The organism is Caldimicrobium thiodismutans (assembly GCF_001548275.1).
Taxonomy (GTDB): domain Bacteria; phylum Desulfobacterota; class Thermodesulfobacteria; order Thermodesulfobacteriales; family Thermodesulfobacteriaceae; genus Caldimicrobium; species Caldimicrobium thiodismutans.
Window position 1 is genome coordinate 1,056,820 of the sequence record NZ_AP014945.1, and the last position, 23,913, is coordinate 1,080,732.

The 23,913-nt window shown below is 37.4% G+C and carries 25 protein-coding genes and 1 tRNA gene; 6 read left to right on the top strand and 20 right to left on the bottom strand.

From position 1 onward, the window contains the following. Positions 1-5: 5 nt before the first annotated feature. From pstB to THC_RS05215, 5 genes are all read right to left on the bottom strand, one after another. A complete protein-coding gene (pstB, locus tag THC_RS05195) occupies positions 6-764 on the bottom strand; it encodes a phosphate ABC transporter ATP-binding protein PstB (RefSeq protein ID WP_068514315.1) in 759 nt (252 codons plus the stop codon). Beyond that, positions 761-1,597, bottom strand: coding sequence for a phosphate ABC transporter permease PstA (gene pstA, locus THC_RS05200; protein WP_068514318.1), 837 nt, complete (start codon positions 1,595-1,597; stop codon positions 761-763). The genes pstB and pstA overlap by 4 nt, the downstream gene beginning before the upstream one ends. Then, positions 1,594-2,529 (bottom strand): phosphate ABC transporter permease subunit PstC, encoded by a 936-nt coding sequence (pstC, locus tag THC_RS05205; protein ID WP_068514320.1) that lies wholly within the window; start codon positions 2,527-2,529, stop codon positions 1,594-1,596. Before pstC ends, pstA begins: the two co-directional genes overlap by 4 nt. Beyond that, entirely contained in the window at positions 2,530-3,558 is a 1,029-nt protein-coding gene (gene pstS / locus THC_RS05210; RefSeq protein WP_068514322.1) for a phosphate ABC transporter substrate-binding protein PstS, read from the bottom strand. A 121-nt stretch (positions 3,559-3,679) separates the two neighbouring features. Further along, positions 3,680-5,710 carry a monovalent cation:proton antiporter family protein gene (locus tag THC_RS05215; protein ID WP_068514325.1) on the bottom strand — a complete coding sequence of 677 codons (2,031 nt, stop codon included), beginning with the start codon at positions 5,708-5,710 and terminating at the stop codon, positions 3,680-3,682. Positions 5,711-5,841: 131 nt separating this feature from the next. On the opposite strand from THC_RS05215, the gene thiC reads away from it, so the two are divergent. After that, positions 5,842-7,149 (top strand): phosphomethylpyrimidine synthase ThiC, encoded by a 1,308-nt coding sequence (gene thiC / locus THC_RS05220; RefSeq protein ID WP_068514328.1) that lies wholly within the window; start codon positions 5,842-5,844, stop codon positions 7,147-7,149. On the opposite strand, the gene THC_RS05225 is transcribed toward thiC, so the two are convergent. Genes THC_RS05225 through THC_RS05240 form a run of 4 tightly spaced genes read right to left on the bottom strand, consistent with a single transcriptional unit; the run spans position 7,132 to position 10,621 of the window. Further along, complete coding sequence (locus THC_RS05225; RefSeq protein WP_068514331.1) at positions 7,132-7,554, bottom strand: nucleotidyltransferase substrate binding protein; 423 nt, start codon at positions 7,552-7,554, stop codon at positions 7,132-7,134. The two genes, thiC and THC_RS05225, sit on opposite strands and share 18 nt — an antisense overlap. Continuing rightward, positions 7,488-7,862: a nucleotidyltransferase domain-containing protein gene (locus tag THC_RS05230; protein WP_068514334.1), complete on the bottom strand. Its 375-nt coding sequence runs from the start codon at positions 7,860-7,862 to the stop codon at positions 7,488-7,490. The genes THC_RS05225 and THC_RS05230 overlap by 67 nt, the downstream gene beginning before the upstream one ends. 24 nt (positions 7,863-7,886) lie before the next feature. Next, on the bottom strand, positions 7,887-9,485 hold the full coding sequence (locus tag THC_RS05235; protein ID WP_068514337.1) for a DHA2 family efflux MFS transporter permease subunit: 1,599 nt from the start codon (positions 9,483-9,485) through the stop codon (positions 7,887-7,889). A 5-nt stretch (positions 9,486-9,490) separates the two neighbouring features. Then, a complete protein-coding gene (locus THC_RS05240) occupies positions 9,491-10,621 on the bottom strand; it encodes an HlyD family secretion protein (RefSeq protein WP_068514340.1) in 1,131 nt (376 codons plus the stop codon). 648 nt (positions 10,622-11,269) lie between these two features. Here THC_RS05240 and sbtA point away from each other — a divergent pair. The 3 genes from sbtA (at position 11,270) to THC_RS05250 (ending at position 12,954) form a co-directional block, all read left to right on the top strand. Next, positions 11,270-11,506, top strand: a complete 237-nt coding sequence (gene sbtA, locus THC_RS09600; protein WP_231938329.1) for an SbtA family thio(seleno)oxazole RiPP natural product precursor — start codon at positions 11,270-11,272, stop codon at positions 11,504-11,506. Positions 11,507-11,549: 43 nt separating this feature from the next. After that, entirely contained in the window at positions 11,550-12,845 is a 1,296-nt protein-coding gene (gene sbtM, locus THC_RS05245) for a thio(seleno)oxazole modification radical SAM maturase SbtM (protein WP_148638826.1), read from the top strand. Between the two features lie 37 nt (positions 12,846-12,882). Beyond that, a tRNA-Gln gene (locus tag THC_RS05250) sits at positions 12,883-12,954 on the top strand. Positions 12,955-12,956: 2 nt separating this feature from the next. Here the strand turns inward: THC_RS05250 and THC_RS05255 are convergent. Continuing rightward, positions 12,957-13,628, bottom strand: coding sequence for an endonuclease V (locus tag THC_RS05255; RefSeq protein WP_068514348.1), 672 nt, complete (start codon positions 13,626-13,628; stop codon positions 12,957-12,959). Between the two features lie 328 nt (positions 13,629-13,956). Between THC_RS05255 and THC_RS05260 the strand changes: the two genes are divergently transcribed. Then, positions 13,957-16,503, top strand: a complete 2,547-nt coding sequence (locus THC_RS05260) for a M16 family metallopeptidase (protein ID WP_167344326.1) — start codon at positions 13,957-13,959, stop codon at positions 16,501-16,503. Positions 16,504-16,514: 11 nt separating this feature from the next. Further along, the gene (tsaE, locus tag THC_RS05265) at positions 16,515-16,976 is read left to right on the top strand and encodes a tRNA (adenosine(37)-N6)-threonylcarbamoyltransferase complex ATPase subunit type 1 TsaE (RefSeq protein WP_269447041.1); all 462 of its coding nucleotides are present in this window, start codon (positions 16,515-16,517) and stop codon (positions 16,974-16,976) included. Here tsaE and THC_RS05270 read toward each other — a convergent pair. The 10 genes from THC_RS05270 to ftsY all read right to left on the bottom strand — a co-directional run bounded on the left by THC_RS05270 (position 16,900) and on the right by ftsY (position 23,900). Then, complete coding sequence (locus THC_RS05270) at positions 16,900-17,850, bottom strand: glucokinase (RefSeq protein ID WP_068514358.1); 951 nt, start codon at positions 17,848-17,850, stop codon at positions 16,900-16,902. The two genes, tsaE and THC_RS05270, sit on opposite strands and share 77 nt — an antisense overlap. 3 nt (positions 17,851-17,853) lie before the next feature. After that, positions 17,854-18,477, bottom strand: coding sequence for an OmpH/Skp family outer membrane protein (locus THC_RS05275; RefSeq protein ID WP_068514361.1), 624 nt, complete (start codon positions 18,475-18,477; stop codon positions 17,854-17,856). Positions 18,478-18,661: 184 nt separating this feature from the next. Further along, a complete protein-coding gene (gene pal / locus THC_RS05280) occupies positions 18,662-19,237 on the bottom strand; it encodes a peptidoglycan-associated lipoprotein Pal (protein ID WP_068514367.1) in 576 nt (191 codons plus the stop codon). 49 nt (positions 19,238-19,286) lie between these two features. Then, a complete protein-coding gene (locus THC_RS05285) occupies positions 19,287-19,865 on the bottom strand; it encodes a hypothetical protein (RefSeq protein WP_068514370.1) in 579 nt (192 codons plus the stop codon). A 211-nt stretch (positions 19,866-20,076) separates the two neighbouring features. Beyond that, positions 20,077-20,835 carry a prenyltransferase/squalene oxidase repeat-containing protein gene (locus THC_RS05290; protein WP_068514372.1) on the bottom strand — a complete coding sequence of 253 codons (759 nt, stop codon included), beginning with the start codon at positions 20,833-20,835 and terminating at the stop codon, positions 20,077-20,079. Beyond that, entirely contained in the window at positions 20,836-21,576 is a 741-nt protein-coding gene (locus tag THC_RS05295) for a methyltransferase family protein (protein WP_068514375.1), read from the bottom strand. It lies immediately after the preceding gene. Beyond that, on the bottom strand, positions 21,573-21,905 hold the full coding sequence (locus THC_RS05300) for a DUF190 domain-containing protein (RefSeq protein WP_068514379.1): 333 nt from the start codon (positions 21,903-21,905) through the stop codon (positions 21,573-21,575). The genes THC_RS05295 and THC_RS05300 overlap by 4 nt, the downstream gene beginning before the upstream one ends. Positions 21,906-21,920: 15 nt before the next feature. Further along, positions 21,921-22,298, bottom strand: coding sequence for a fluoride efflux transporter FluC (locus THC_RS05305; RefSeq protein ID WP_068514382.1), 378 nt, complete (start codon positions 22,296-22,298; stop codon positions 21,921-21,923). Continuing rightward, the gene (locus THC_RS05310) at positions 22,295-22,918 is read right to left on the bottom strand and encodes an adenylate kinase family protein (RefSeq protein WP_167344327.1); all 624 of its coding nucleotides are present in this window, start codon (positions 22,916-22,918) and stop codon (positions 22,295-22,297) included. The genes THC_RS05305 and THC_RS05310 overlap by 4 nt, the downstream gene beginning before the upstream one ends. After that, on the bottom strand, positions 22,899-23,900 hold the full coding sequence (gene ftsY / locus THC_RS05315) for a signal recognition particle-docking protein FtsY (protein ID WP_082706322.1): 1,002 nt from the start codon (positions 23,898-23,900) through the stop codon (positions 22,899-22,901). The genes THC_RS05310 and ftsY overlap by 20 nt, the downstream gene beginning before the upstream one ends. Between the last annotated feature and the right edge of the window lie 13 nt (positions 23,901-23,913).

Consider the following 23,913-nt stretch of genomic DNA (forward strand, 5'->3'; position numbering starts at 1 on the left):
TTCTTTTAACCAAATCTTCCGGTTATGTATTCTTCGGTAAGCTTTTTCTCAGGATTCGTAAAAATCTTTTCTGTTGATCCGATTTCAATAAGTTCTCCCAAATACATAAAAGCTGTTTGATCTGAAATGCGAGCTGCCTGCTGCATATTATGGGTCACAATTACGATAGTTATCTTGCTCTTGAGTTGAATAATAAGGTCTTCTATCTTTCCTGTGGAGATAGGGTCAAGGGCAGAGGTTGGTTCATCAAAAAGTAAGACCTCTGGCTCAACTGCAATGGCCCGGGCTATGCAAAGCCTCTGCTGTTGCCCACCTGATAAGCCAAGAGCACTTTGATTGAGTTTATCCTTTACCTCCTCCCAGAGAGCCGCTTCTTTTAAGGCCTTTTCCACTCTTTCTTGAAGCTCTTTTTTATTCTTAATCCCCCGGAGTCTTAAACCATAAGCCACATTATCAAAGATGCTCATAGGGAATGGAGTGGGCTTTTGAAAAACCATCCCAATCCTTGATCTAAGCTCAATAAGATCAATCTCCCGTGCAAGAATATTTTTTCCTTCAAAGATTATTTCTCCTTCATAGCGATTGCCTGGATAAAGGTCATGAATCCGGTTTAGACATCGCAAAAGAGTAGTCTTTCCACAGCCTGAGGGCCCGATAAGGGCGGTTACCTTGTTTTTTTGAATCTGGAGATTTATGTTTTTTAAGGCGTGAATTTTTCCTGCATAATAAAAATTGAGGTTCCTAATCTCAATTTCAACCTTCAAGACCTAAACCTCCTCTTGATAAGGTATCTTCCCAGAACTGCAAGAAACAAAATAAAAAGGGTAATAAGAAAAGAAGCTCCCCAGGCCTGACGATGCCAGTCTTCATAAGGCCCCATTGCATATTGAAAAATAGTTACAGTAAGAGAAGCCATGGGTTGAAAGAGATTGTAAGATGTAAAGGCATTATTAAAGGAGGTAAAGAGAAGAGGTGCTGCCTCGCCTGTAACTCTGGCAATAGCAAGAATAACTCCGGTAAAGATCCCCACCCCTGCCCCTCTATAAACTATCTGAAAGATAACCTTATAATAAGGAGCTCCGAGGGCAAAAGCTGCCTCTCTAAGGGTCCAGGGAATAAGAGAAAGCATGTTCTCTGTAGTTTTTACAATTACAGGAATCATAATAATAGCAAGGGCAAGCCCTCCTGAAAGGGCATTAAAATGTCCAACGGGCCTAACAAAAAGGGCATATACAAAAGCTCCCACAATAATGGCTGGTACACTTACCATAATATCAGAAAGAAAACTTATTATCCGGGACACCTTAAGATTCCTTCCATATTCCGCTAAAAAAGTGCCACCAAGTATACCTAAGGGGACACCAATTAGTGTAGCGGTAAGGGTAATAAAAAAGTGACCAATTATAGCGTGTTTTAATCCTCCTCCAGGAATACCTGGAGGCGCTGGATCATTGAGAATTAAAGAGGGCGTAAGAGCTGTAAGTCCATGTCTAATAACATCAATAAGAATAAAAAAAAGCCAAAAAAGTCCCCAAATTGCGGTCAAAATACAAAAAAATAGGGCTATATTATTTAAAATTTTTCTTTTTTTTATCATTTTGTCTTAATTCTTTCTGTAAAATATTTTCCAAGGGCAAGAATAGTAAAGCTCATCAAGAAAAGAAGAAAGGCTAAATAAAAAAGGGCGGCAAGATGGATATCCTTTTCTGCTTCTGTAAATTCATTTGCAAGTTTAACGGTAACTGTGGCTGTGGCTGAAAAAAGTGAGGTGGGAAACTGATTCAGATTCCCAAGGACAAAGGCAACAGCCATGGTCTCTCCAAGGGCTCTTCCGAGGGAAAGACCGATTCCTCCAAGTATTCCAAGTTTGCAATAGGGAAAAACCACATCCTTTATTACTTCCCATTTTGTTGCCCCGATTCCATAGGCAGATTCCTTAAGAACCGAGGGCACAATCTGAAAGGCATCTCTGGCAACTGAGGCTGTAAAAGGAATTATCATAATGCTGAGGATAAGACTTGCGGTAAATAGATCTATTCCCAGAGGGGTTCCGGAAAAGAGTTTTCCCAGGAGTGGGAGCTTGCCAAGGGTTTTTTGAAGAAAGGGCTCCACATATTTTGCCTGGAGAGGGGCAAGGGTAAAAAGCCCCCACATACCATAAATTATGCTTGGAATAGCAGCCAAAAGCTCTATTGCCATTCCTATAATTTCTTTAAAGGCCTTAGGGGCTACCTCTGTGATAAAAACTGCAATTCCAAGAGCAATGGGAACCGCAACAATTAAAGCTAAAAAAGATGTAATCAGGGTGCCAAACAAGGGAATGGCTCCCCCAAAAAGCTCTTTAACAGGATCCCAAGAGGAAGATAGAATAAAATTCAGGAAACCAAATCTTTGCATAGCTGGAAAGGATTCCTTAAAAAGGATTAGAAAAATTCCAAAAAGCAAAAAAATTATCAAAAAAGCGGCAAAAAAGGTAATTATAAGAAAAAAAAGATTGAAAAGATGCTCCTTGCTGGGAGATATTTTCATTTAATAGAGGCCTTGGCTTTTCCAGTAATTCCTGATTTTTTCTTTAACTTCTTCAGGTAGAGGCACATAGTGAAGCTGTAAGGCTACATTGTCTCCTTTCTTATAGGCCCAGTCAAAAAATTTAACCACCTCTTTGTTAGTTTCCACTTTTTCTCTTGCAAGTAAAATATAGGTAGCTCCAGCAATAGGCCAGGCCCTTTCGCCCGGAGCATTGGTCATCCAGGCATAAAAATGTTTTTCAGGGTTGAGCTCAGCAGAACTTGCAGCCTCTTTAAAGGCCTCCACAGAAGGAGATACCACTTTTCCCTTAGCATTTTTCATATCAGCAACCTGCATCTTGTTTTGCACTGCATAAGCATATTCCACATAGCCAAGACTATAAGGGGTTCTTTTGACATAATTTGCCACACCCTCATTTCCTTTGGCTCCAAGCCCTGTCTTAAAGCTAACAGAGGTGCCATAGCCTACTTCTTTTGCCCAATTCTTACAAACATCACTTAAATAATGGGTAAAAATAGCGGTTGTGCCAGATCCATCTGAACGATAAACCGGAGTAATAGGCTTATCAGGTAAATTAAAATCTGGATTTAAGGCCTTTAATTTAGCATCTGACCATGATTTGATCTCCCCAAGATAGATCTTGCAAAGGGCCTCACCATCCAAGACTAATTTCTTCTCCCCTGTCTCTGGTAAATTTACAGCCACAACTACCCCTCCCACCACAGCAGGAAACTGCAAAAGCTTTTTTTCTTCTACCTCCTCAGGCTTCAAAGCCATATCTGAGGCCCCAAAGTCAACAGTTCTTTCTGCAATCTGGCGAATTCCTCCTCCTGAGCCAATGGACTGATAATTAACCTTTATTCCCGTTTCTTTATAATATGCACCTGCCCAGGTTGAATAAAGGGGATAGGGAAAGGTGGCCCCGGCTCCATTTAAAGTCTTCCCCGCAGGGATTGACTTTTCTTCCTTCCCCTTGCAGGAAACAAGAATACCAAGAAAAATCAAAAACAAAAAAAGAATTCCTTTCATTTTAAGCCCCCTTGTGGTTTTGCTTATATTTTAGAAGATTTACCTTTATTGTCAATCTACCTCTCACCCTTTTACCACCCACCCTTTTTCTTGCAAGGATATAAACCTATGGACTGTGAGGCTAATACCAGGCTGAAATAGGATTTTCAAGATATTCCATCGCCTTCCTTAGATCTTCTTTTCTCCCTGTAAGTATAAGGATATCTCCTTTCTGAAGAAGGATATCTGGAGAGGGATTAAGTAAAATTTCTTTATTTCTTTGGATGGCAAGAATGGTTGCCCCGGTTTTGGCTCTTAAATCAAGATTTTTAATGGAAAGTCCAGTAAGGGGACTCCCCTCCTTTATTAAGTAATTCTCAAAGTTTAGGATTCTCCACCATTCCTCCGTAGGTATATCGACAAGAGATAATGGACCTTCTTTTCTTAAGGCCTGATAATGTCCCTTGCGAAGCTCATCAGTTAATTCTTTTAACAGATTTTGGGGGATTTTATAAAATTCAAGGACTCGGATAAAAAGCTCAATAGAGGCCTCAAATTCCTCAGGCACAACTTCATTGGCACCAAGCATTAAAAGCTCATCAATTTCCGTTACAAACTGGGTGCGAGCAATGATGTAAAGATGGGGATTTAAAGTCCGGGCTACCTGAATGATTTTCCTTACAGCAATATGATCACTGATGGCAACCACTAAAGCTCTCGCCCTCTCAAGCCCAAATTTTTTTAATATTTCAGGATGGGTGGCATCAGCAAAATAAATAGGCTCTCCCTTTTTCTTATAGATGCGTACAGTAGCAGGATTTAGTTCCAAAATAATATAGGGGATTTTTAAAAGCTTTAATCCATAAACCACATTTTTGCCACAAATTCCATATCCCACAACTACAGTATGTCCACTTAAGTGCTCCTCCTCTCTTTCCCTTATTTTTTGAATAAGCCCTAATTTTTGAGGTAATATTCGTCTCAAAAGGAACTCAGAAAAGCGATGTGCACTGGTTACCACAAAAGGTGTAGCCAGAAGGGTAAGAATAGATATTCCAATAAAGAGCTGATAAAAGGCTTCAGAGGAAAAAAGACCCAATTTTTCCCCCTCAAGGGCAAGCACAAAGGAAAACTCTCCTATCTGGAAAAGATAAAGTGAAGAAAGTAAAGAAAGTCGCATATTCTTACTTAAGAACATAACTACCCCAAAGATTATCCCTACTTTCAGAAGGACAACCAAACCAAAGGAAGATAAGCTCAACAAAGGATTATCAAGAAGGACCTTTGGATCTAAAAGCATTCCCACAGAAATAAAAAATAAAGCCATGAAGAGATCTTTAAGAGGCTTTACCTCTGCCATCACCTGATAGGCATAATCGGATTCTGAAATAATAATACCAGCTAAAAAAGCTCCCAGAGCCATAGAAAGTCCAAGTTTATAACTGAGTAGAGCTGTTCCCAGCGCAATTAAAAAGAGACTAATCAAAAATATCTCCCTGCTTCTGGTCTTCATCACCATATCCAAAAGAAAGGGAACAAGTCTGAAACTCACTAAGAAGATCCCGACCAAAATTCCAAAGGACTTCGTTAAAGTTAAAAGTATGAGAGTATAAGAAACTCCCTCACCAGCAAGGAGGGGAAGAAAAAGCATAACCAGTATTACTGAGAGATCCTGAAAGATCAGGATTCCAAAGATGTATCTTCCGTAAGGAGAATTCAACTCCCCTCTTTCCATTAAAAGTTTTAATACTACAGCGGTGCTGCTAAAGGCAATGAGAGCACCGTAAAAAAGGGACTGGGGAAGAGGTTTTTTGAGAAATAAAAAAGAAAGTAAAGAGGTAACCCCTAAGGTAAAAAAGACCTGCAAAAGGCCTCCCCAGAGAACCTCTTTTCTATAAGCCAAAAGCTTTTTAAGGGAAAATTCAACCCCCAAAAGAAACATCAAAAAAATAACCCCGAGCTCTGCTAAATTTTCAATTAAATGGGGATCCTTTACCAATGAAAATCCAGCTGGACCAACTAAAAGACCACTTAGCAAAAATCCAACTAAGGGAGGCAGCTTTAATCTTGCAGAGAGATAACTTATAGGTAAGGCCACCAGAAAAGCTAAAAGTAATGTTGAGAGAAATTCCTGAAGCATAGCTATATTATAGTCTAAAAAACCAGGACTCAAAGCCTGAGACCATTTCTATATTGTTAGTGCTAAAACATTGTGCTTTTTTTCTCATTTTCTGAAAAAATTCCAAATTACCTTTACTTTTTCTTATAGATGCCTTAAGTTTAAACAAAAAGGAGTTGATTATCATGCCTGATACCCTTAAAAATCAAGCTAAAAAGGGAGTAGTTACTGAGGAGATTAGGCTCTGTGCTGAAGCAGAAGGCCTCTCACCTGAGACCTTAGTTAATCAAATAGCTAAAGGGGAAGTTGTTCTTTGTAAGAACAAAAAAGCCAAGCTTTCAAAGCCCTGTGCTATTGGTAAAGGCTTAAAAACCAAGGTAAATGTGAATATTGGCACATCCAAAGACCGTCCTTATATTGAAGAGGAACTTAAAAAACTTGAAATTGCCCTTAGATACGGCACAGATGCAGTTATGGATCTTTCAACAGGTGGCCCTATTGATGAAATAAGAAAGGCTATTCGGGAGGCCTGTCCTGTTCCCCTTGGAACAGTTCCCATCTATCAAGCTGCCCTTGAGGCTGTTGAAAAACATAAAAAATCCATAGTGGAAATGACGGTTTCCGAAATCTTTGAGGTTATTCAAAAACAAGCAGAAGATGGCATTGACTTTATGACTGTGCACTGCGGAATTACTAAACATACCTTAGAGAGGCTTAAAAACAAGGAAAGAATCCTTGGTGTGGTTTCAAGGGGGGGCTCCTTTATAGTGGAATGGATGGTTTACAATAACAGGGAAAATCCTCTTTATGAGTATTTTGATGAGCTCCTTGATATAGCCTCAGCCTATGATATTACCCTTTCCCTTGGAGATGGAATCAGACCTGGATGTATAGCAGATGCAACCGATGGCCCCCAGATTCAAGAATTAATTATTCTTGGAGAATTAACCTTGAGGGCCTGGGAAAGAGGGGTTCAAGTGATGATTGAAGGCCCTGGGCATGTTCCCTTAGATCAGATTACTGCTAATGTGAAACTTCAAAAAAGGCTCTGCCACAATGCTCCCTTTTATGTGCTCGGGCCTTTACCCACAGATATTGCCCCAGGCTATGATCACATAGTGGGTGCCATAGGAGGAGCCATTGCTGCAAGTGCCGGGGCTGATTTTCTTTGCTACTTAACTCCTGCTGAGCACTTGAGACTTCCCACCCTTGAAGATGTTAAAGAAGGCCTTATTGCCTCAAAAATTGCTGCTCATGTGGCAGATCTTGTGAAGGGAGTCAAAGGGGCCTGGGAATGGGATCTTGAAATGGCTAAAGCAAGAGCCCAACTTGACTGGGAACGCCAGATTGAACTTTCCATTGACCCAGAAAAAGCCCGTAAATATCGCCTTGAAGGTGGTATTTCAAGAAGTAAAGCCTGCTCTATGTGCGGAGAATACTGCGCTATAAAAATCTATGAACATGCCTATAAGTTTTTAAAAGGCGCCCATTGAATGAGCCCTTAACGCAGTTAAGACCTCTTTAAAAATTTGATAATAAATATCTTTTTTTATTTCTTTGTAATATTTTTTGGCTGTTTCTTCATCATAAATCTGAACCAGAAATTTTCTTATAAGAAGCATTTCATAGAGGTTTTCTTCATAATCCTGAGAAATAAGACCTTCCTTTAATAAAGATTCAAAACAACTTCTTGGGGAATAACATTCAATCCCGCGAAGGCACAAAAATTCCTTTATTGCCTTCCACATGGCTTCAAAGGTGTATTCAAATCTCTTGGTTAAAATCTCAATTTGAAAGTCCTCACTGAAAACTTCCTCAAATAGAGGATTTCCTAAGATTTCTTCAAATTTTCTAAATGCTCTCTCAAAGCGCTCAAGGCTCCTTCTGAACTTTTCCATATATATCCCTCTGCAATAATTTTTTCTATAAATTCGGGATTTTTTATTCTTTTGAGATCAACCACTTCTATGGTTCTCAAAAGAGGAAGCCCCTCAAGGGCTTTCTCAATCTCTGCCAGAATTTTTGCTGAAAGTTTTTCTGAAGAAAATATGGCTACATCAATATCTGATGTCCTTCCAAATCCTCCCTCTATAAGGGACCCAAAAAAGATAATAAGACTCTTCTCAGGCAATAACCTCTCTAGGCTCGCCCCAACAAGACCTAAAATTCTCTCTTTCTCCTCTTTTACCCTCTCTTTTTCCTTCATACTTTTAATTTTATATCAATCTTTCTAAGTTTTTAGTTTACTTTTTGCCTTAAATAGCTTTATTGAAGCTCTCATCTTTAGAAATCCCCTTGACTTTAACAGAAATAGAGCAAGAAGAAAAAGGAAACCAAGAAGTCCCCAGAAAGCAACTGCCCGAAAGGTTTCTTGAAAACCCCAGCTTAAGGCTTGAACATACTGGGCCTTATAAAGAAGGGCGGAAACCTTTTTCTCTGCAAGTTCACCCGAAAAAAATTTTTCTGCAAAATAAGTCTTTTCTTGCAAAAATTGTTTTACTATTCCATAATTTTGAAGCTCGGTTATGCGCAAAAAATTTTCATTGGTGTAGTATTCCAGATGATTGGTTGCCAGAGCTGTTCCAAAGGAGCCTCCAACAAAACGCTGGTAATGCATAAGAACCACTCCAAGGCCTGTTAAAGGCCCAAGTTTTCGTAAAGAAATGGCAGTAAGGGGCGCAAAAAAGGTGCCCATTGAAATCCCAAGGGGTATACAGAGAAGAGAGGACTTCCAGGCTGGTGTGTAATAATTAAGCTGAGGAATAAGATAATAACTGGTAAAGATAAATATAAGGGAACTGAAAAGAAGAATTCTTCCCGGGGCAAAGCGATCAGAAAGATATCCTGAGATAACACTGAACGTTCCTATAAAACAGGCAAAAACAAGAATGTGAACCCCTGCCTGAAAAGTAGTAAGCCCTTTAAGGTTTTCATAATAGAGGGGAAGAAGATAAAAAATCTGATACATTCCAAAGCCAAGGGTAAAAAAGTGCATTCCCATGGGAAGGCCAAATTCAGGAATTTTATAAATAGAGAGATTAAGAAGGGGTTTTTTTGAAAGGAGTTCACTCAGTAAATAAAGGACAAATCCAATAAGACTTACAAAAAGAAGTATCAGAATTAGATCAGATTGAAACCAGCCAAGCTGTTGCCCTTTTGAAAGCATGATAAGAAGGGAGGTTGTAGCAACGGCAATAAAGAGATAACTTAAGTAATTAAAGTGAAAGATCTTTGATCTTCCAAGTTCTTTGGGGAGGTAAAGAAGGGCTGCTAAGAAATTGAGGATACCCACAGGGATATTCACAAAGAAAACCCAGCGCCAGCTTAAGTGTTCTGTTATAAATCCGCCAAGGGTTGGGCCAAGGGCAGGGGCAAAGCTTACTCCAAGACCAAAAATCCCCATAGCAAGCCCTCTTCTTTGCGGTGGATAAGAGGCAATCAAAATAGTCTGAGCAGAGGCTGCAATGAAGGCTTCCCCCAAGCCCTGAACCACCCTGAAAAAAATCATCTGAGGAAGATTTTGGGCGGTTCCACAAAAAAAACTTGAAATAGTAAAAATACCAAGGCCTGTTATAAAGGTATAGGGATACCCTATGAATCTTGCAAAATTTTCAGTAAAAAGAAGTCCTGTTGCAGCTGCCATCATATAACTTGTTATAACCCACTGAATGCCATAAAGATCCGTAGATAAAGGCCCCATCATTTTAGGAACAACTATATCCACAATGGTGGTATCAAGAATAGCCATAAAAAAACCTACCATCACAATGATAGTAATGAGAATTCTTTCAACCCTGATGATTCTCTGATGAAAGGTTTCAAAATCCATAATTTTTAACGGACTCTTTTTATTTCAACCTCGCCACCAAGCCCAACCTTTAGAAGACCTCTATCTCCTTTAGTAATTTTAATTTTAACTGGAATTCTTTGGGCAAGTTTGGTAAACTCTCCTGCGGAGATATCTCTCGGGACAAGGGCAAAGGTTGCAGCTGAAGCTGGAAGTATTTCTTCAACTTCTCCTTCCCAGACCTTTCCTGGATAGGCATCAAGCCTTATTCGGGCATAGGCTCCTTTTTTAATTCCCTTAAGCTTTGTCTCTTCAAGAAGAACAAGGATATAAAAGGACTCAGGATCAACCACAACATAGATAGGCTCCCCTGGAGCAATTACATCTCCCTCTGAGTGAAATTTCTTGGCTATAACTCCTGTGATGGGACTTTTAAGTTTGGTGTATTCATAATAAAGAAGGGCTTCTTCTTTTTGTTTTAGAAGGGCTTTTTCCTTATACTTTAATGCCTCTATCTGGGAAGCCAAACTTTTTACAGTAAAGATTTCATTTTCCAAAAGGGTGCGCGTTTTCTCAAGAGCCTTTATATCTCTTTCAATGGAATTTAATAGTTCCTTTTCAGCCTCAAGCTGATGGTTTAGCTCTTTTTCTTCTGTTTCTTTGGCCTCAAGACTTTGTTGAGAAATAAGGCCCTCTTTATAAAGGTTTTCAAGCCTAAGTCTATCCTTTCTTACTAAATCAAGTCTTGCCTTTATAGCCTCAAGCTTGGCAATTTGAGCCCTTTTCTTGGCCTGGAGAGACTCAAGCTGTTTTTGAATCTGCTCAATTTTAAGAATTATTTCCCTTTCAAGTTTTCTCTTTGAATCAAAAAGAGAGGCCCTCTGAGAAGAAACCTCTTTTACTGACTCCTCAAGCTGGGTAACCCTTTTTTCATAATCAAAGGGTTCAAGCTCTGCAAGGATTTCGCCCTCCTTTATCCAATCTCCCTCTTTTTTGTATAGCTTGATTAATTTTCCATTAATCTTTGGGAAACTAACATAGACCAAACGATCTGCCTGAACAAAAACCGCATCTGTTACCGCATAATGATATCTTTTCCAGATAAAATAACCAAAAAGTGAAAGAAAAAAGAGAAGAAAAAAACCAAGAATGTAAATCCCTATTTTCTTTTTTTGCATAAGCGCCTTCCTTTAAATTTATGTTAGTGCTTACTTAACTTTTAAGTCTAAAGATCTAATTCTTTTTGTCAAGGTTGTGTATGCGTCCAGGTCTTTTGAGACTTAAATAGTAGGGGTTTAAAATTTTAAACCCCTTGAATTTTTTTGTGGGTCTGTTGTAGCACAGACATTCTTGTCTGTGTTTCTTTCATACATTGGAGTGTAATTTACCTCCACAGGCAAGATTGCCTGTGTTACTTTTACAGACTTGTAAAGCCTCTCTTGTATAGATATCTAATTCCTCTTTTACCACCCTTCCTTTTTTCTTGTAAGGATCTGAACTTATGCAGGGTTGTAAATCTTCAAAGGACTAAGACTTAAAAATTCCCTCTTGACTTTTTCATTTTTATAAGTAATCTCAATTAGTAAAGCATTTTTAATTATTATAATTTATAAGGAGGTGGGCTTATGAAGGAAAGTTTAAGAAAGAGTTTGGAGAGTATTAAGCTTGAAGGACTTTTAAAAGAGATTGCCTTTTCTGAAGCCCCTATGGCAACCCTTTTCCCAAAAGGGACCTCTTCTTGAGGCTCAAGCTGAGGCGATAAGCCCAAAAGGAGCGGAGTTTCCGCTCTGAAAAATAACTAAATCTTTTTTAAGGAGGTGAGGGCGATGAATAAAGAAAACCTTAAATCAACTCTAAAAGGTGTGAGTATTTCTGCCCTTTTAACCCTGGCCTTGAGTATTGGAACTCCTTCTGTTAGCCTTTCTCAACAGGGTAGCTCTGGTTGAGGCGGAAGTCCTAAGAAGGGCGGTGGATCTGCCCCTGCAAAGGAACAGCCTGCTAAAAATGCAACTGATAACGAAACTAAAAAGGACACTAAAAAGCCCAAGGGTAAAAGTGGCTGAGGTTAATCTTTAAAAGGCCTCTTTGAGGTCTTATCTTAAATTTATGCTCTATTTCCAGCTAAACCCCTCCCTTGAAATTTCAAGGGAGGGGAATGAATTTATATTGTCTTTTTTCCAAAATGCAACAAAAATTTTTATAAAAGCAGATCCTTGGGATTTACTTGTAATTAAAATTCTTATAGAAGAACTTGATCCTTTAGAATTATCAAAAAAAGAAAATCTCACATTATCACTTATACTTCAAGCTTTTCACTCAGGCTTTGAAAAGGGTTATCTCATTAGAGAGGAAAGTAAAATCGTAAGAAAAGAGCCCCCTTTTCAGAGAGCCTTTTTTCCTGACGATACCTTTAGGGTTGCTGAGGTTTTTACTTTACAGTGGCATCTAACCAATAGATGTGATCTTCATTGCAAACACTGTTATGATCGATCAAGTGTTTCGGAATTATCTTTAGAAGATAATTTCAGAATCCTTGAGGATTTCTTTAGATTCTGTTCAGATATGAAAGTTCATGGACAGATAAGTTTTTCCGGAGGAAATCCTTTTATGTATCCCCATTTCTTTGAGCTTTACAGGTCTGCTTCTGAGATGGGATTTAGCCTTGCAATTCTTGGAAACCCTGTCTCAGAAACCCTTCTTGAGAGGCTCTGTAATATAGAAACCCCTGTATATTATCAGGTAAGTCTTGAGGGCTTAGAAAAGACTAATGATGAGATTCGGGGAAAAGGTCATTTTCAAAGAACTATTAAATTTTTAAAAATACTTAAAGATTTTGAAGTTCCCTCGGGAGTTATGATGACTGTTCACGAAAAAAATCTTGATGAGCTCATTCCCCTTGCTAAATATCTTGAGGGAAGGGTTGAGGTTTTTTCTTTTAATAGGCTTTCTCTTTTCGGTGAAGGTAAAAAACTATCTCCTTCTGAAAGGGAAAAATTTTTTAAAGTTCTTGAAGAATACCTTGAGCTTTCTTTTGAATTGCCCTATCTTTCCCTTAAAGATAATTTTTTTAATTTTTTTCTTTATAAGAAAGGGTTGCCCTTTTGTGGAGGGTGTACAGGTTTTGGATGTGGGGCAGCTTTCAATTTTCTCACTCTTTTACCCAATGGAGAGGTCCATGCCTGCAGAAAATTCCCATCTCCCTTGGGAAATATTTTAAATAAATCTCTCAGTGAGATCTATCATTCTAAAGAAGCTGAACTTTATAGGCTTGGGCCTGAGGCCTGTAACAATTGTATCCTTTATGGAGTTTGTAGAGGTTGTCTTGCGGTGATTTCAAGCTTTGGTTTGGATCTTACTAAAGATAAAGATCCTTACTGTCCTGGAAAACTTATCTCCCCTTGACAATATTTTAAATTCGTTTAATTTATCTGATTAAGCTTGGGGGATCGTCTAATAGGCAGGACAGTGGACTCTGGATCCACGAGTGGAGGTTCGAGTCCTCCTCCCCCAGCTTTAAGTTCTAATCATAGATAATCGGTGCGCTTCCCTTAAAGGTTCGGGCATTCTAAATTTAACTGCGGTTTTTAAAACCCATTCAACTGCCTCCTCTGGAGTAATAAGATTTCCAGGAGAAACAAAAAGAGGGCTTACTCCAGTCCTTGTTCTCACTACATAACCTGAAAGTTCTCCTGTAAGATAAACTGGAAGCTTTGACCCTCTTTCTTTTGGAAGTTCTCCCTCAAATTTAAGAAGAGGTTTTTTAGCACAACCGATAGTTGGAATCTCAAGTTCCACGCCAAGATGAACTGCAAGCCCTGCCTTTCTTGGATGAGCTATCCCCTGTCCATCAACAAGAATTAGATCCGGTCTATTCTTAAGCCTTTGAAAGACCTTAAGAAGAAGGGGAGCCTCCCTAAAGGATAAGTAACCCGGAATATATGGAAAGGTTATCTTCTCTATACTATCTACAGTTTCAATTATTTTAAACTCAGGATACCTCATCACTACTATGGCTCCTTTTGCCAGCCCATTTTCAAAATACCCTACATCACATCCAGCTATTAATCCAGGTTCCCTTTCCAGAGGAAAAAGCTTCACTTTCTTTGAAAGCTTAATTTGAAACTCTTTTAACTCCTCAACCATCATAGCTTCAAAACTTTTTTGCCTAAGTTCTTCTTCTTTCAAGATTCTCCCCCTGCATGTTCAGACCGGTCTTCCTGTGCAGGAAAGCATCTATACATAGGATTATAATACTACATTTGGCTATGTTTAAACCTGCCTTGGTTCAAAAATTGATTGTAATAAAATGTAGGGTTCGAGCTTTTGAACCCCTACAAATCATAAAAAGATTAAATAGGGGGTTGAAAGAGGCAGATTTAAATCTCAAAAAATGGATGCATACAAACTTTTGACAAATGGCTTTTTATACCTTAGAATAATAACTATGCTAAAAAAATTTTTTACATCCCTTTTTCTTTTCTTTTCTTTCATTCCACTTTTAGGGGGATTTTTTATGCCAGAGGATTTGCATGCAGAAAAAGCCCTTGTTGAAAAAGTGATTGAAAAGAAGCTTCCCTCTGGGCTTACGGTTCTTTATATGCCTTTTAATAGAGAAAAAGTGGTTGCCGTTTACCTTTGTGTAAAAGTTGGCAGTAAATATGAATGGGATGAGGTTGCAGGGATTACCCATCTTATAGAACACATGATTTTTAAAGGAGGAGAGGGCCAAAAACCAGGAGAGGTAGCAGGAAAGGTAGAGGAAAAGGGAGGCTATATAAATGCCTTTACCTCTTATGATCAGACCTGTTATTATGTGGTAGGACCTGTTGAGGTTCTGGAAACAGCTTTTGAGGTGCTTTCTCAGGCAGTTTTTAAACCCTATTTTGATCCCGCAGAGCTTGAAAAGGAAAAGGAAGTGGTTATTGAAGAGATGAAAATGCGCCTTGATAATCCCATGATTGTGCTCTATGAAGAGCTGATGAAAGCCTCCTATACCAAATATCCCTATAAAAGACCTATTATTGGTTTTGAAAATTCTGTTCGCTCAGTAAAAAGGGAAGATCTCTTTTATTTTATTAATCATTTTTATACACCTGAAAATATGGTTCTTATTGTTACAGGTGATATTTCAGAAGAGGAATTAGATAAACAGCTTGAAAAATATTTTTCAAAACTTCCTAAAAGAACTTTAAAGAAAGTGACCTTTCCTGAGGAACCCTATGTTAATGAGCCAGAACTTAAGTGGGTGGAAAGAAAAGTAAAGGAATCCTATTTTGCCTTTACCTTTCCAGCTCCCTCTATCCATGAAGATTCAGCACCTCTTATGGATCTTATAGCTGAAATCCTTGGTGGAGGAGAATCCTCAAGGTTATATTTAAAATTAAAGAGAAAACTAAATCTTGTTAAAACTATTTCAGCCTCTGCTTTTAACCCTGATGGCCCGGGTTTATTTGAAATCATGGGAACTGCATCTCCAGAAAATTTTCAAAAAATTATTGAAGAAACCTTAAAAGAAATTGAGAGATTCAAAAAGGAAGGTCCTACTCTTAATGAGCTTGAGAGAGCAAAAACTCAAGTTTTATCTACCTTTATTTATTCTCAGGAGACCGCAGATGGTCTTTCAAGGTCTCTTGCTACCTTTCAACTCACAAGAGGCAATTATAAAGATCTTCTCTGGTATAAGGACCAAATTAAAAGGGCAACCCCTGAGGACTTAAGAATTTTTGCCCAGCGTTTTTTGAATACCCATAAACTTGTCACAGTTTTCCTTTCAGAAAAAACCCTTTTTGATAAAGGGGCTTATAAAAAAACCCTTGCCAAAACTTTTAAGGAATCCTCTCTTAAATCTTTCACCCTTGATAATGGATTAAAGGTTATCCTTTATCCCAGACATGATGTGCCAGCTGTGGGTATTTCTCTTGTTTTTCCAGGGGGGGTTAGATTTGAAAATCAAGATAATAATGGTCTCTATCAGGCGCTGTCCCTTCTCTGGACCAGGGGAACTAAAAAACACACTGCTGAAGAAATTTCTGAGGCCCTTGAGGGTCTTGGTGCAAGCATTAAGGGCTTTACAGGAAGAAATACCTTTGGACTTAAAGCCCTGACCCTTTCAAACAAATTACCTGAGGTGCTGGATCTCTTCCATGAGATTCTTCTTAACCCCTCCTTTAAAGAAGAAGAGATAGAAAAGGCCCGCCCTGAACTTTTATCTCTCCTCTATCAACAGGAAGATCAGCCCTTTTATCTTGCCCTTAAGGAATTTTTAAAGGACTTTTTTCCTGATCATCCCTATGGACTAAACCAAGCAGGCTCAAAGAACTTTTATCTCACCTTTACCTCTAAAGACTTGGTTTCTGCTTATTCTAAAATGGTTAATCCTGAAAGAGGCGTTTTAGTTGTAACAGGTGATTTTGAAGTTGAATTTCTAAAGAACAAACTGACAGAACTTTTAAAGGATTGGAAGCCTAAAAAAACGGATATTCGTGAAGAACCTGAACCACCCTCGCCCAGGGATTCCATAAAGAGGGTCAAAAAAGATAGTTTTCAGACCCAGATCCTACTTGGTTTTCAGGTTCCAGGTCTTCTAAGCAAGGATCGTGTTGTCCTGGAAGTTTTAAATAGTGCCATTTCAGGTCAGGACGGAAGGCTTTTTAGAATCTTAAGAGATGAGAGATCTCTTGCCTATGCAGTTACTTCCTTTATGCTTCTTTATCCCAAAAAGTCAGCCCTTATCTTTTATATAGCCTGTTCTCCTGAAAAGGAAAAAGAAGCTGTTGCTGGCTTTTTTGAAATTCTTGAAAAAATTAAAAAAGAGGGGCTCAGCGCTGATGAATTGGAGAGGGGGAAAAATAGACTCCTCGGGAGACATAGGCTCTCTCTTCAGAGCAATCTTGCCAAGGCTGAGGATATGGCAGTAAATGAGGTGCTGGGTCTGGGCTGGAATTACTCTGAAAAATATGAAGCCCTTGTAAAAGGTGTAAACTCAAAAAGTATTAGAAAGGCCATTCAAGAATATTTAGATCAAAACAAGGCCTTTCTTTTAATCCTTGGTAAGGAGTAAGACCCCTGGAGATTTTAAGTAAATCTTCTAATGAGACTAAAAAATTTGCTCGTATCCTTGCCAAATACCTGAAACCAGGCGATATTGTGCTTTTTTATGGTGACCTTGGAAGCGGAAAAACTACCTTTATTCAGGGTATCTGTGAAGGCTTAAAGGTTGACCCAGATATTGCCATTACCAGTCCTACCTTTTCCATTATTAATCTCTATGAGGGAATTTATCCTATTGCTCATGTTGATCTCTATCGCTTAGAATCCTTTAATATTGAAGAACTTGGACTCTGGGAATATCTTAATACCCATATTATGCTTATTGAATGGGCTGAAAAATTAACATTTCTCCCCAAGGAAGATTTTCTTGAGATTAAAATTCAATTTATTGATGAAACCACAAGGTCTATTTCTTTAACTGGCTACGGAGAATGGTTTGAGCTCCTAAAAGCCCTGGAAAGGGATGCAAAATTAGATAAATAGGTATCCTTTCAAGAAGAGTTCTTAATTTTTCAGTAAAATAAAACTCCTCAAGAAATCTCTGTTTAAAATAGGGATCTTCAAAAAAATTTTTTAAATTTTGTAAAACACCTCCCCCGAGATAAATCCCTCCAAAGGGTTGAAGGGTAACTGCAATTTCATAACAAATTCTTCCCAGGATTGAAAAGATCTTTTCTATTACCTTTAGGGCTAAGGGGTCTCCATTCTTTGCTTTTGTGCTAATTTCTTCAGGGGTAAGCCTTTCTTTGCTATAAAAGAAATACCAATTCGCCAAAGCTCTGCCTGAAAGGACCTCTTCATAGGTGCCTTTTAATCCATGATGACTTAAATTCTCTAAAAATTCAAACTCTTCTCGGGATTGTGCAGGAAATGGAGTGTGTCCTCCTTCTGAAGCAAGAATTTTTAATGGGTTTTTACTGAGTAAAAAGGCTATTCCAAGACCTGTGCCCACAGCTAAAAAGGCCTTTGGATAGGGTTTTAAATTTTTACCTTTTTTGATCTCCAGTATATCCCCTTTAGAAAGCAGGAAAATACTTCCAGCCAGGGCATAGAGATCATTAACCATGATAATCCTTTGAAAGGGAAAAACCTTCTTTAAATCTTTAGCCTTTACTGTCCAGTTAAGATTTGTAATTTTGACTTCTCCTGCCAAAACTGGCCCTGCTAACGCAAGAAAAAGAGAAAGTTCATCAAGGTGTCCTATCTCTTTTAAAAAAATAGAAAGGATTTCTTGCAAATTTGAAAAATTCTGATTTTTATAGATCTTGAGCTGATTAAATTTATTTTGAGGTAAAGATAAGAGGGCAAGCCGAGAGCTTGTCCCTCCTATATCCCCGATAATCCAGTATTTACTCAAAGTTTATTTTTTGGTTGATGTTCCTGTTTTACTTGTTTCCTTGGACTTGGGGGCTTCACTTTTTGGAGCTGGGCTTACTCCTTTTCCTTTGGTTTCATCATAATGCCTATTAAAAAGATCAACAATAACAGGAGAAATATCCACTTTTGGAGAGACATAATAAATACCGGGTTGTCCTCTTTCCATAATTAAATCATATTTTTCCTTTTCTACATAGCTTTTAATAATTCCTTCCAGTTCTTTAAAAATAGGGTCAAGGAGCTTTTTTTCGTATTCCTGCATTTCAAATTGAGCATCCTCTTGTAAGGTCTTAAGCTCTCTTAATTTTTTCTGATACTCACTCTGTTTCTTTTCTCTCATATCTGCTGACCAGAGCTGACTTTTTTTCTCAATCTCATCTTTTAGGGCTTCAAGCTCCTTTCCTTTGGCCTCAAGTTTGGCCTGAAGTTCTTCATACTTCTTTTGAAGTTTTTCCATAACTTCCTGGCCATACTTTGAGGTATTAATAACCCTTTTAATGTCAATCATTCCGATTTTTACAGTTTCCTGTTGTGCCAAAGCCACTCCATTAAATTGGACTAAACTTAAAATTAAAAATCCAAAGAATAAAGCAAATCCTCTGTTCATTTTATTTCTTACCTCCTTTTGTTTATAATATAAGTATATCTCCTTTACTTGATTTAAAAAAAACGATGGACAAAAACTCCATATTACCTGGGCTTAAAAGCCCCAAAAGGGGGCTGTCTCTCTGTCCTTCAACTTCCATTTTTACCTTAACATATTTTCTGATAGTTGACTCCTTATGGGGATATTATTTCAAAACAAAATCAACTCTTCTATTTATAGACCAGCAAGACTCATCACTTTCCGTGCATAGGGGTTTTTCTTCACCAAAGCTTATAACATTAATTCTGGATTCATCAACTCCAAGTTTAACCAAAACCTTTTTAACTTCAAGTGCCCTTTTCATACCAAGAGCCATATTATACTCATTTGTTCCTCTTTCATCGCAATTTCCCTGTAATTCTACCCTGGCATTTGGATTTTCAAGTAAGTATCTCACATTAGCCCTAACTCTATCCCACATATCTGATCTAATGGAAAAGTCATCGTAATCAAAAAAAATGGCAAGAAGAGGTGGGGTTGATCTTCCATAAAGTTTCCAGAGCTCTCTATCCATCTTTGATGTAGGAGCTATTTCTCTTTTTTCCTCTCCTAAAATTTTGGATATTTCCTCTCCTTTTTTCTCACCCATTGAGGGTTCTTTTTTTACTTCTTTTACTTCAACTTGAGGAGGCGTTGGAGCTTCAACTACAGGAGGAACTTCTTTTTTTGCACAAGCTGAAATAAAAAAGACAAAGCTGAAAATTAAAAGAAACTTTTTCATATTATACACCTCCTTTTGCAGGGACAGACATACAGGTCTGCCCTATATATTACGAATATCCCGTTATATCCATCTCAAAAAGAAACTCTCCCAATAAAAACTGGTATTCCCTTTTAATATACTCACAAAGTCTATAAAGTAAAGTCAACTCCTCAGCAATTGCCTGAGTTAACTTTATATACTCCTCTTCTCTAAATTTTTCTTTAAGTCTCTTGCAGAAGAATTCTCGGCACAAATAGGGCCGGGCAAAAATTTTACAGCCCTTAGGGCCTACAAAAAAACATCTACCTGAAACCTCTCGCTCTAATGGTATTTCTTTATTTAAAAACATATTTATTAAAAGAATGTTAATGGTTACCTCATTTTCAAGCCCTGCTTTGCAACAACCTTTCTTATCAATTACAGAACAAATGTAACATTCCTCAAAACTTTTTATCTTTTCCATGATTGAATTAGAATTTAAAACTGCCTGCTCATATTCTTTTAAAAGATTCAAAAAGTCCTCTTGTTTTAGAAAATGGTCCTTCCATGAAGAAAATAGGTCTTCGGCTATAGTAAATTTTTTATGAAGAAGTTCCTCAGGGGAAGAATAGGTTCTTTGAAAAAGAAATTTTAGTCTTGTAGACATAACCTTATATTCTATTTTATTTTTTTGAATTTAAAAGATAAAAGAAAAATTATATGTAGTCCCTCTGGAATTGAACATTAACATCTGAGAACTTAATATAGCTTCCTTTTAAAATTTAAAAATTAAAAGAAAAAGCCCTTTAAATCCATGTAGAATTTTATGTTTAAAACTCAGGAATTTTTTAACATAAAATTAAAGGAAAATTTTTCTTCTAAATTGACATGGATTTAGAAAGGGAGTTTAAAATTTCAATAGAAAAAGCGGTTGATTCAAGAAAAGAGATACCACCAGGCTTTCTTGCAAACCCACCATCATCATTATAACAGGCTCTAATAAAATGTTGGGCTTTATGAAATACATTCCTATGTATACTAAGACCTGAAAGTATTTTCAGAGCATAAAAGGTATTTTCAAGGAAAGAGGTAGTGCCTGGATAAAAGCCAAAACCACCATCGCCATTCTGACTTCTTAAAACAAAATCAAGGTATTTATCTTTAAGCCCGTGATTTATCTCTGAAAGATAAAAAAGATCTTCAAGGGTTTTAAATTCAAAGGAACTTGCTCTATTTTCTAATGCAGTGGTTATCATCTTCTCATTAATGAATTTTGATAAATACCAGAGGGCAAAAATTCTTGCTGGTTTTAGTGCTTCTGAAAGAGACCAGAGGGTTAATTTCTCTTTTATATATTCTTTCAGTTCTGAAGGAAGTTCTACCTCTAAGACTTGATAAAGTTTTATCCCTTGGTAAAGTTTGAAGGGGTCATGGAGATCATAAAAGTTTAATTGAAATAAAAATCTTTTTATCTTTGGTTTTACCTCTTTAAAAAAGGTAGCTGAGAGAAAAAAGCTTGCTAAAGTTCCAAAATAGGTGTCTTCAAGAGTTGAAGGAAGAAGAGGTGTTGCCCCAAATCCCCCGTTATCTTTTAATCTTAAAAGGAGAAATTCCTTGGTTTTTTCTTGAGAAAACATTTAGTATTTTAGAAATTTTTTAATAAAATATTTATATAGTAGATAAAATCCCATATTTAGAAGGGCGATACTTAGCCAGAAAAAATCTATCTCCCTTTCGGTAATGAGGTCTCTTATAGTATCCACAAGGGCATAGACAAGAATTAGGATAAAAAAAGTTGGTATTTCATTCTTAAGGGCCTTTTTAAGGTTAAAGGTTGTGTTAAAGGGGGTCCACTTCTTCCAGAAAGCAGGATAAAAAGCAGGGGTTACTTTAGCCCAGGCCTCCCAGGTCTCTCCAAAGGTTTCTTTTAAAAAATAATCTTCTGCCTTGACAATAAAATAATAATAACCAAAGAAAAGGATAATTCCTAAAATGATTAGCCACCAGATTTCAGTAAAAAGAAGCCATCCAAGAAATATGGGAAAATTTCCCAGAAAGTATATAGGGTGTCTTATTATAGAATAAAAACCAGAGGTATTTAAGGTAGATGCTTTTTGAGATCTGGTATTTCTTCCAGAAGTTCCCTTTGGGGTGTATCCAGCAATAATAAATCTTATAATAAGTCCTGTAAAGGAAATTAGAAAACAAAAAGCTTCAAAAAAGTTCTCAAAGAGGGGACTATTTTTTTCAAAGACTTCAGGGGTTATAAAGGTTTTCCAGGCAAAAAAGAGAAAAATTAAGGGAAAGAAACTTCTCCACCTGAAGAGAAAATTTCCAATTTTTACTGTTAAACTTATAAAACCTCCAGAGAAGATCAAGGTAAATTTTTTATAATAACAATGGGTTGAAGGGTAATAAGGCCATGTTTAACAAGTCCATTTATTTCCGTTAAAAATTTATTTATTTTTTCTTTGGTATCAACAATTTCTATCATGATGGGAAGATTGGAAGAAAGATCGGCAAAAGAGATGGCTCTAATTTTCCTTGAAGGCCCATATCCCATAATAGCTCTAAAGACAGTTGCACCAGAAAGACCAGATTCTTTAGCCATCTCTAAAATTTTTTTATAAAGAGGCATTTTTTCATAACGATCTTCCTCTCTCACATAGATCCTTAAAATATAACCTTCTTGATTATATACCTCCATTTTACCCCCTAAAATCTATTTATAAAATAAAATTCTTCCCATAGCAAGGCCACCAATTCCAGATAAAAGAGAGAGAAAAAAATTGGAAAAAATATTTAGCAAGGCTAAAAAGGTATATCCTTCTTTGAAAAGAAAGAGGGTATCATAGGTTACTGAAGAGAGAGTGGTAAAGGATCCAAGAAATCCAACCACGATAAGGTATCTATAAAGGGGGTCTGTTCCTGAGGCAAGAAAATAAGTCATAAGAAAGGTGATTAAAAAGGAACCAAGGAGGTTAACAAAGAGTGTTCCACAGGGGAAAAAGGCACAAAGGTGTTTAGCAAAAAAGTCAGAAATCAAAAATCTTGCTAAGGCTCCAAATGCCCCTCCTAAGGCCACAAAAAGGTAAATCATTCTCTCTCCCAGAGAGATAAGAGCTTTTGATAAAGAGTTAAACCCGTATCCCCTTCAGACACCTCAATTTCCAAAATAGGTCCCCCTTTTGTAGAATAATAATCAAGGAGGGGAAGATTTTGTTCATAAAACCACTTAAGCTTTTTCTGAAGGAGTTCTTCAAGATCATCTTCCCTTTCTTTTCTATCTCCAGCAGGATCATTTTTCAAACGAAAATAAAGAGTTTCTTTGTCCATCTTAAGATATATCACTTTTTCAATATGAAAAGAATAGGAAAGTTTTTCAGCCTGATAAAGATTTCTTGGAAGGCCATTAAAAAGAAGGATATCTTCCTTTTCAAAGTTACAGAGCTTTAAAAAATTTTTAAGAAGGTTTTCTGCCAGATAGAATTCTTCTGGTTTAAGTAGTCTACCATCTTTTAAAATTTCTATGATTAATTCTTTATCCCTTTCTGGAAGTGGTATTTCATTTTGGGCAACCTTTCTTAAGTTTTTTCCAAAATCAAAGTGATGCACTTTCTTTCCGAAAAGCCCTCTTTTTTCAAGCTCCCCTCCAAGAGGGGTTTTTCCTGCCCCTGTTGGCCCGATAAGAAGAAGGGATTTAATCGGGAAGAATGGCATTGATAAAGGCATGTTTATCAAAGGGAAGTAAATCTTCAGCTTTTTCTCCAAGCCCTATAAAAAGAATGGGAAGCTTAAATTTATAAGAAACTGCTAAGGCTATTCCACCTTTGGCTGTGCCATCCATCTTAGTAATAATTAGAGCAGAAAGGGGTATAGCTTTTGAGAAATGTTCTGCCTGTGAGATAGCATTCTGGCCAGTTGTTGCATCAAGCACAAGGATATTGACTCTATTTTCCTTTGGAACAAGCTTATCCATGACCCTGTTCATTTTTTTTAGCTCTTCCATAAGGTTATATTTTGTGTGAAGTCTTCCAGCGGTATCAACAAGAACAAGGTCTTTATTTTCTTTGATAGCCTTTTCAAGGCCCTGATAAATAACAGCAGAAGGATCACTTCCTTCTTTCTGATGGGAAACCTCTAAGCCAAGCCTTTCACCCCACATCTTCAATTGATCAATAGCTGCTGCTCTAAAGGTATCTCCTGCAACAAGAAGAACTTCTTTTCCATCTTCTTTGAAACGCTTAGCTAATTTGGCAATCGTAGTAGTTTTACCCACACCATTTACCCCGAGAAAGAAAAGAATCGAGGGTTTTTCGGAGGGTGGAAAGGGCTTTTCATATTCTATTAAAAGTTCAAGCATTTTTTCCTTTAATTGCCTTTTTAATTCCTTTGTGGTTAAGGGTTCTCCCTTTATTACCTTGTTTTTAAAAGGTTCAAGAAGATGTAGGGTGGTTTCAACACCAAGATCTGCTAAAATGAGTTTTTCTTCAAGCTCTTCAAGAAGATTTAGATCAACCAGTCTATCAACTTCAAAGACTTCACTTAAGGCAGAAGTAAGCTTTTCCTTGGTTTTAGAGAGCCCTTCTTTGAAACGCTCAAATAGATTCTTTTTCTTGGGGGCTTCAGTCGTATCTTCTAAAGGTTTATGTTCTTCCTGGGCTTCTTTTTGGGAAACTTTAGAAAAAAGTTTTTTGAGCACTTGAAAAACCAGC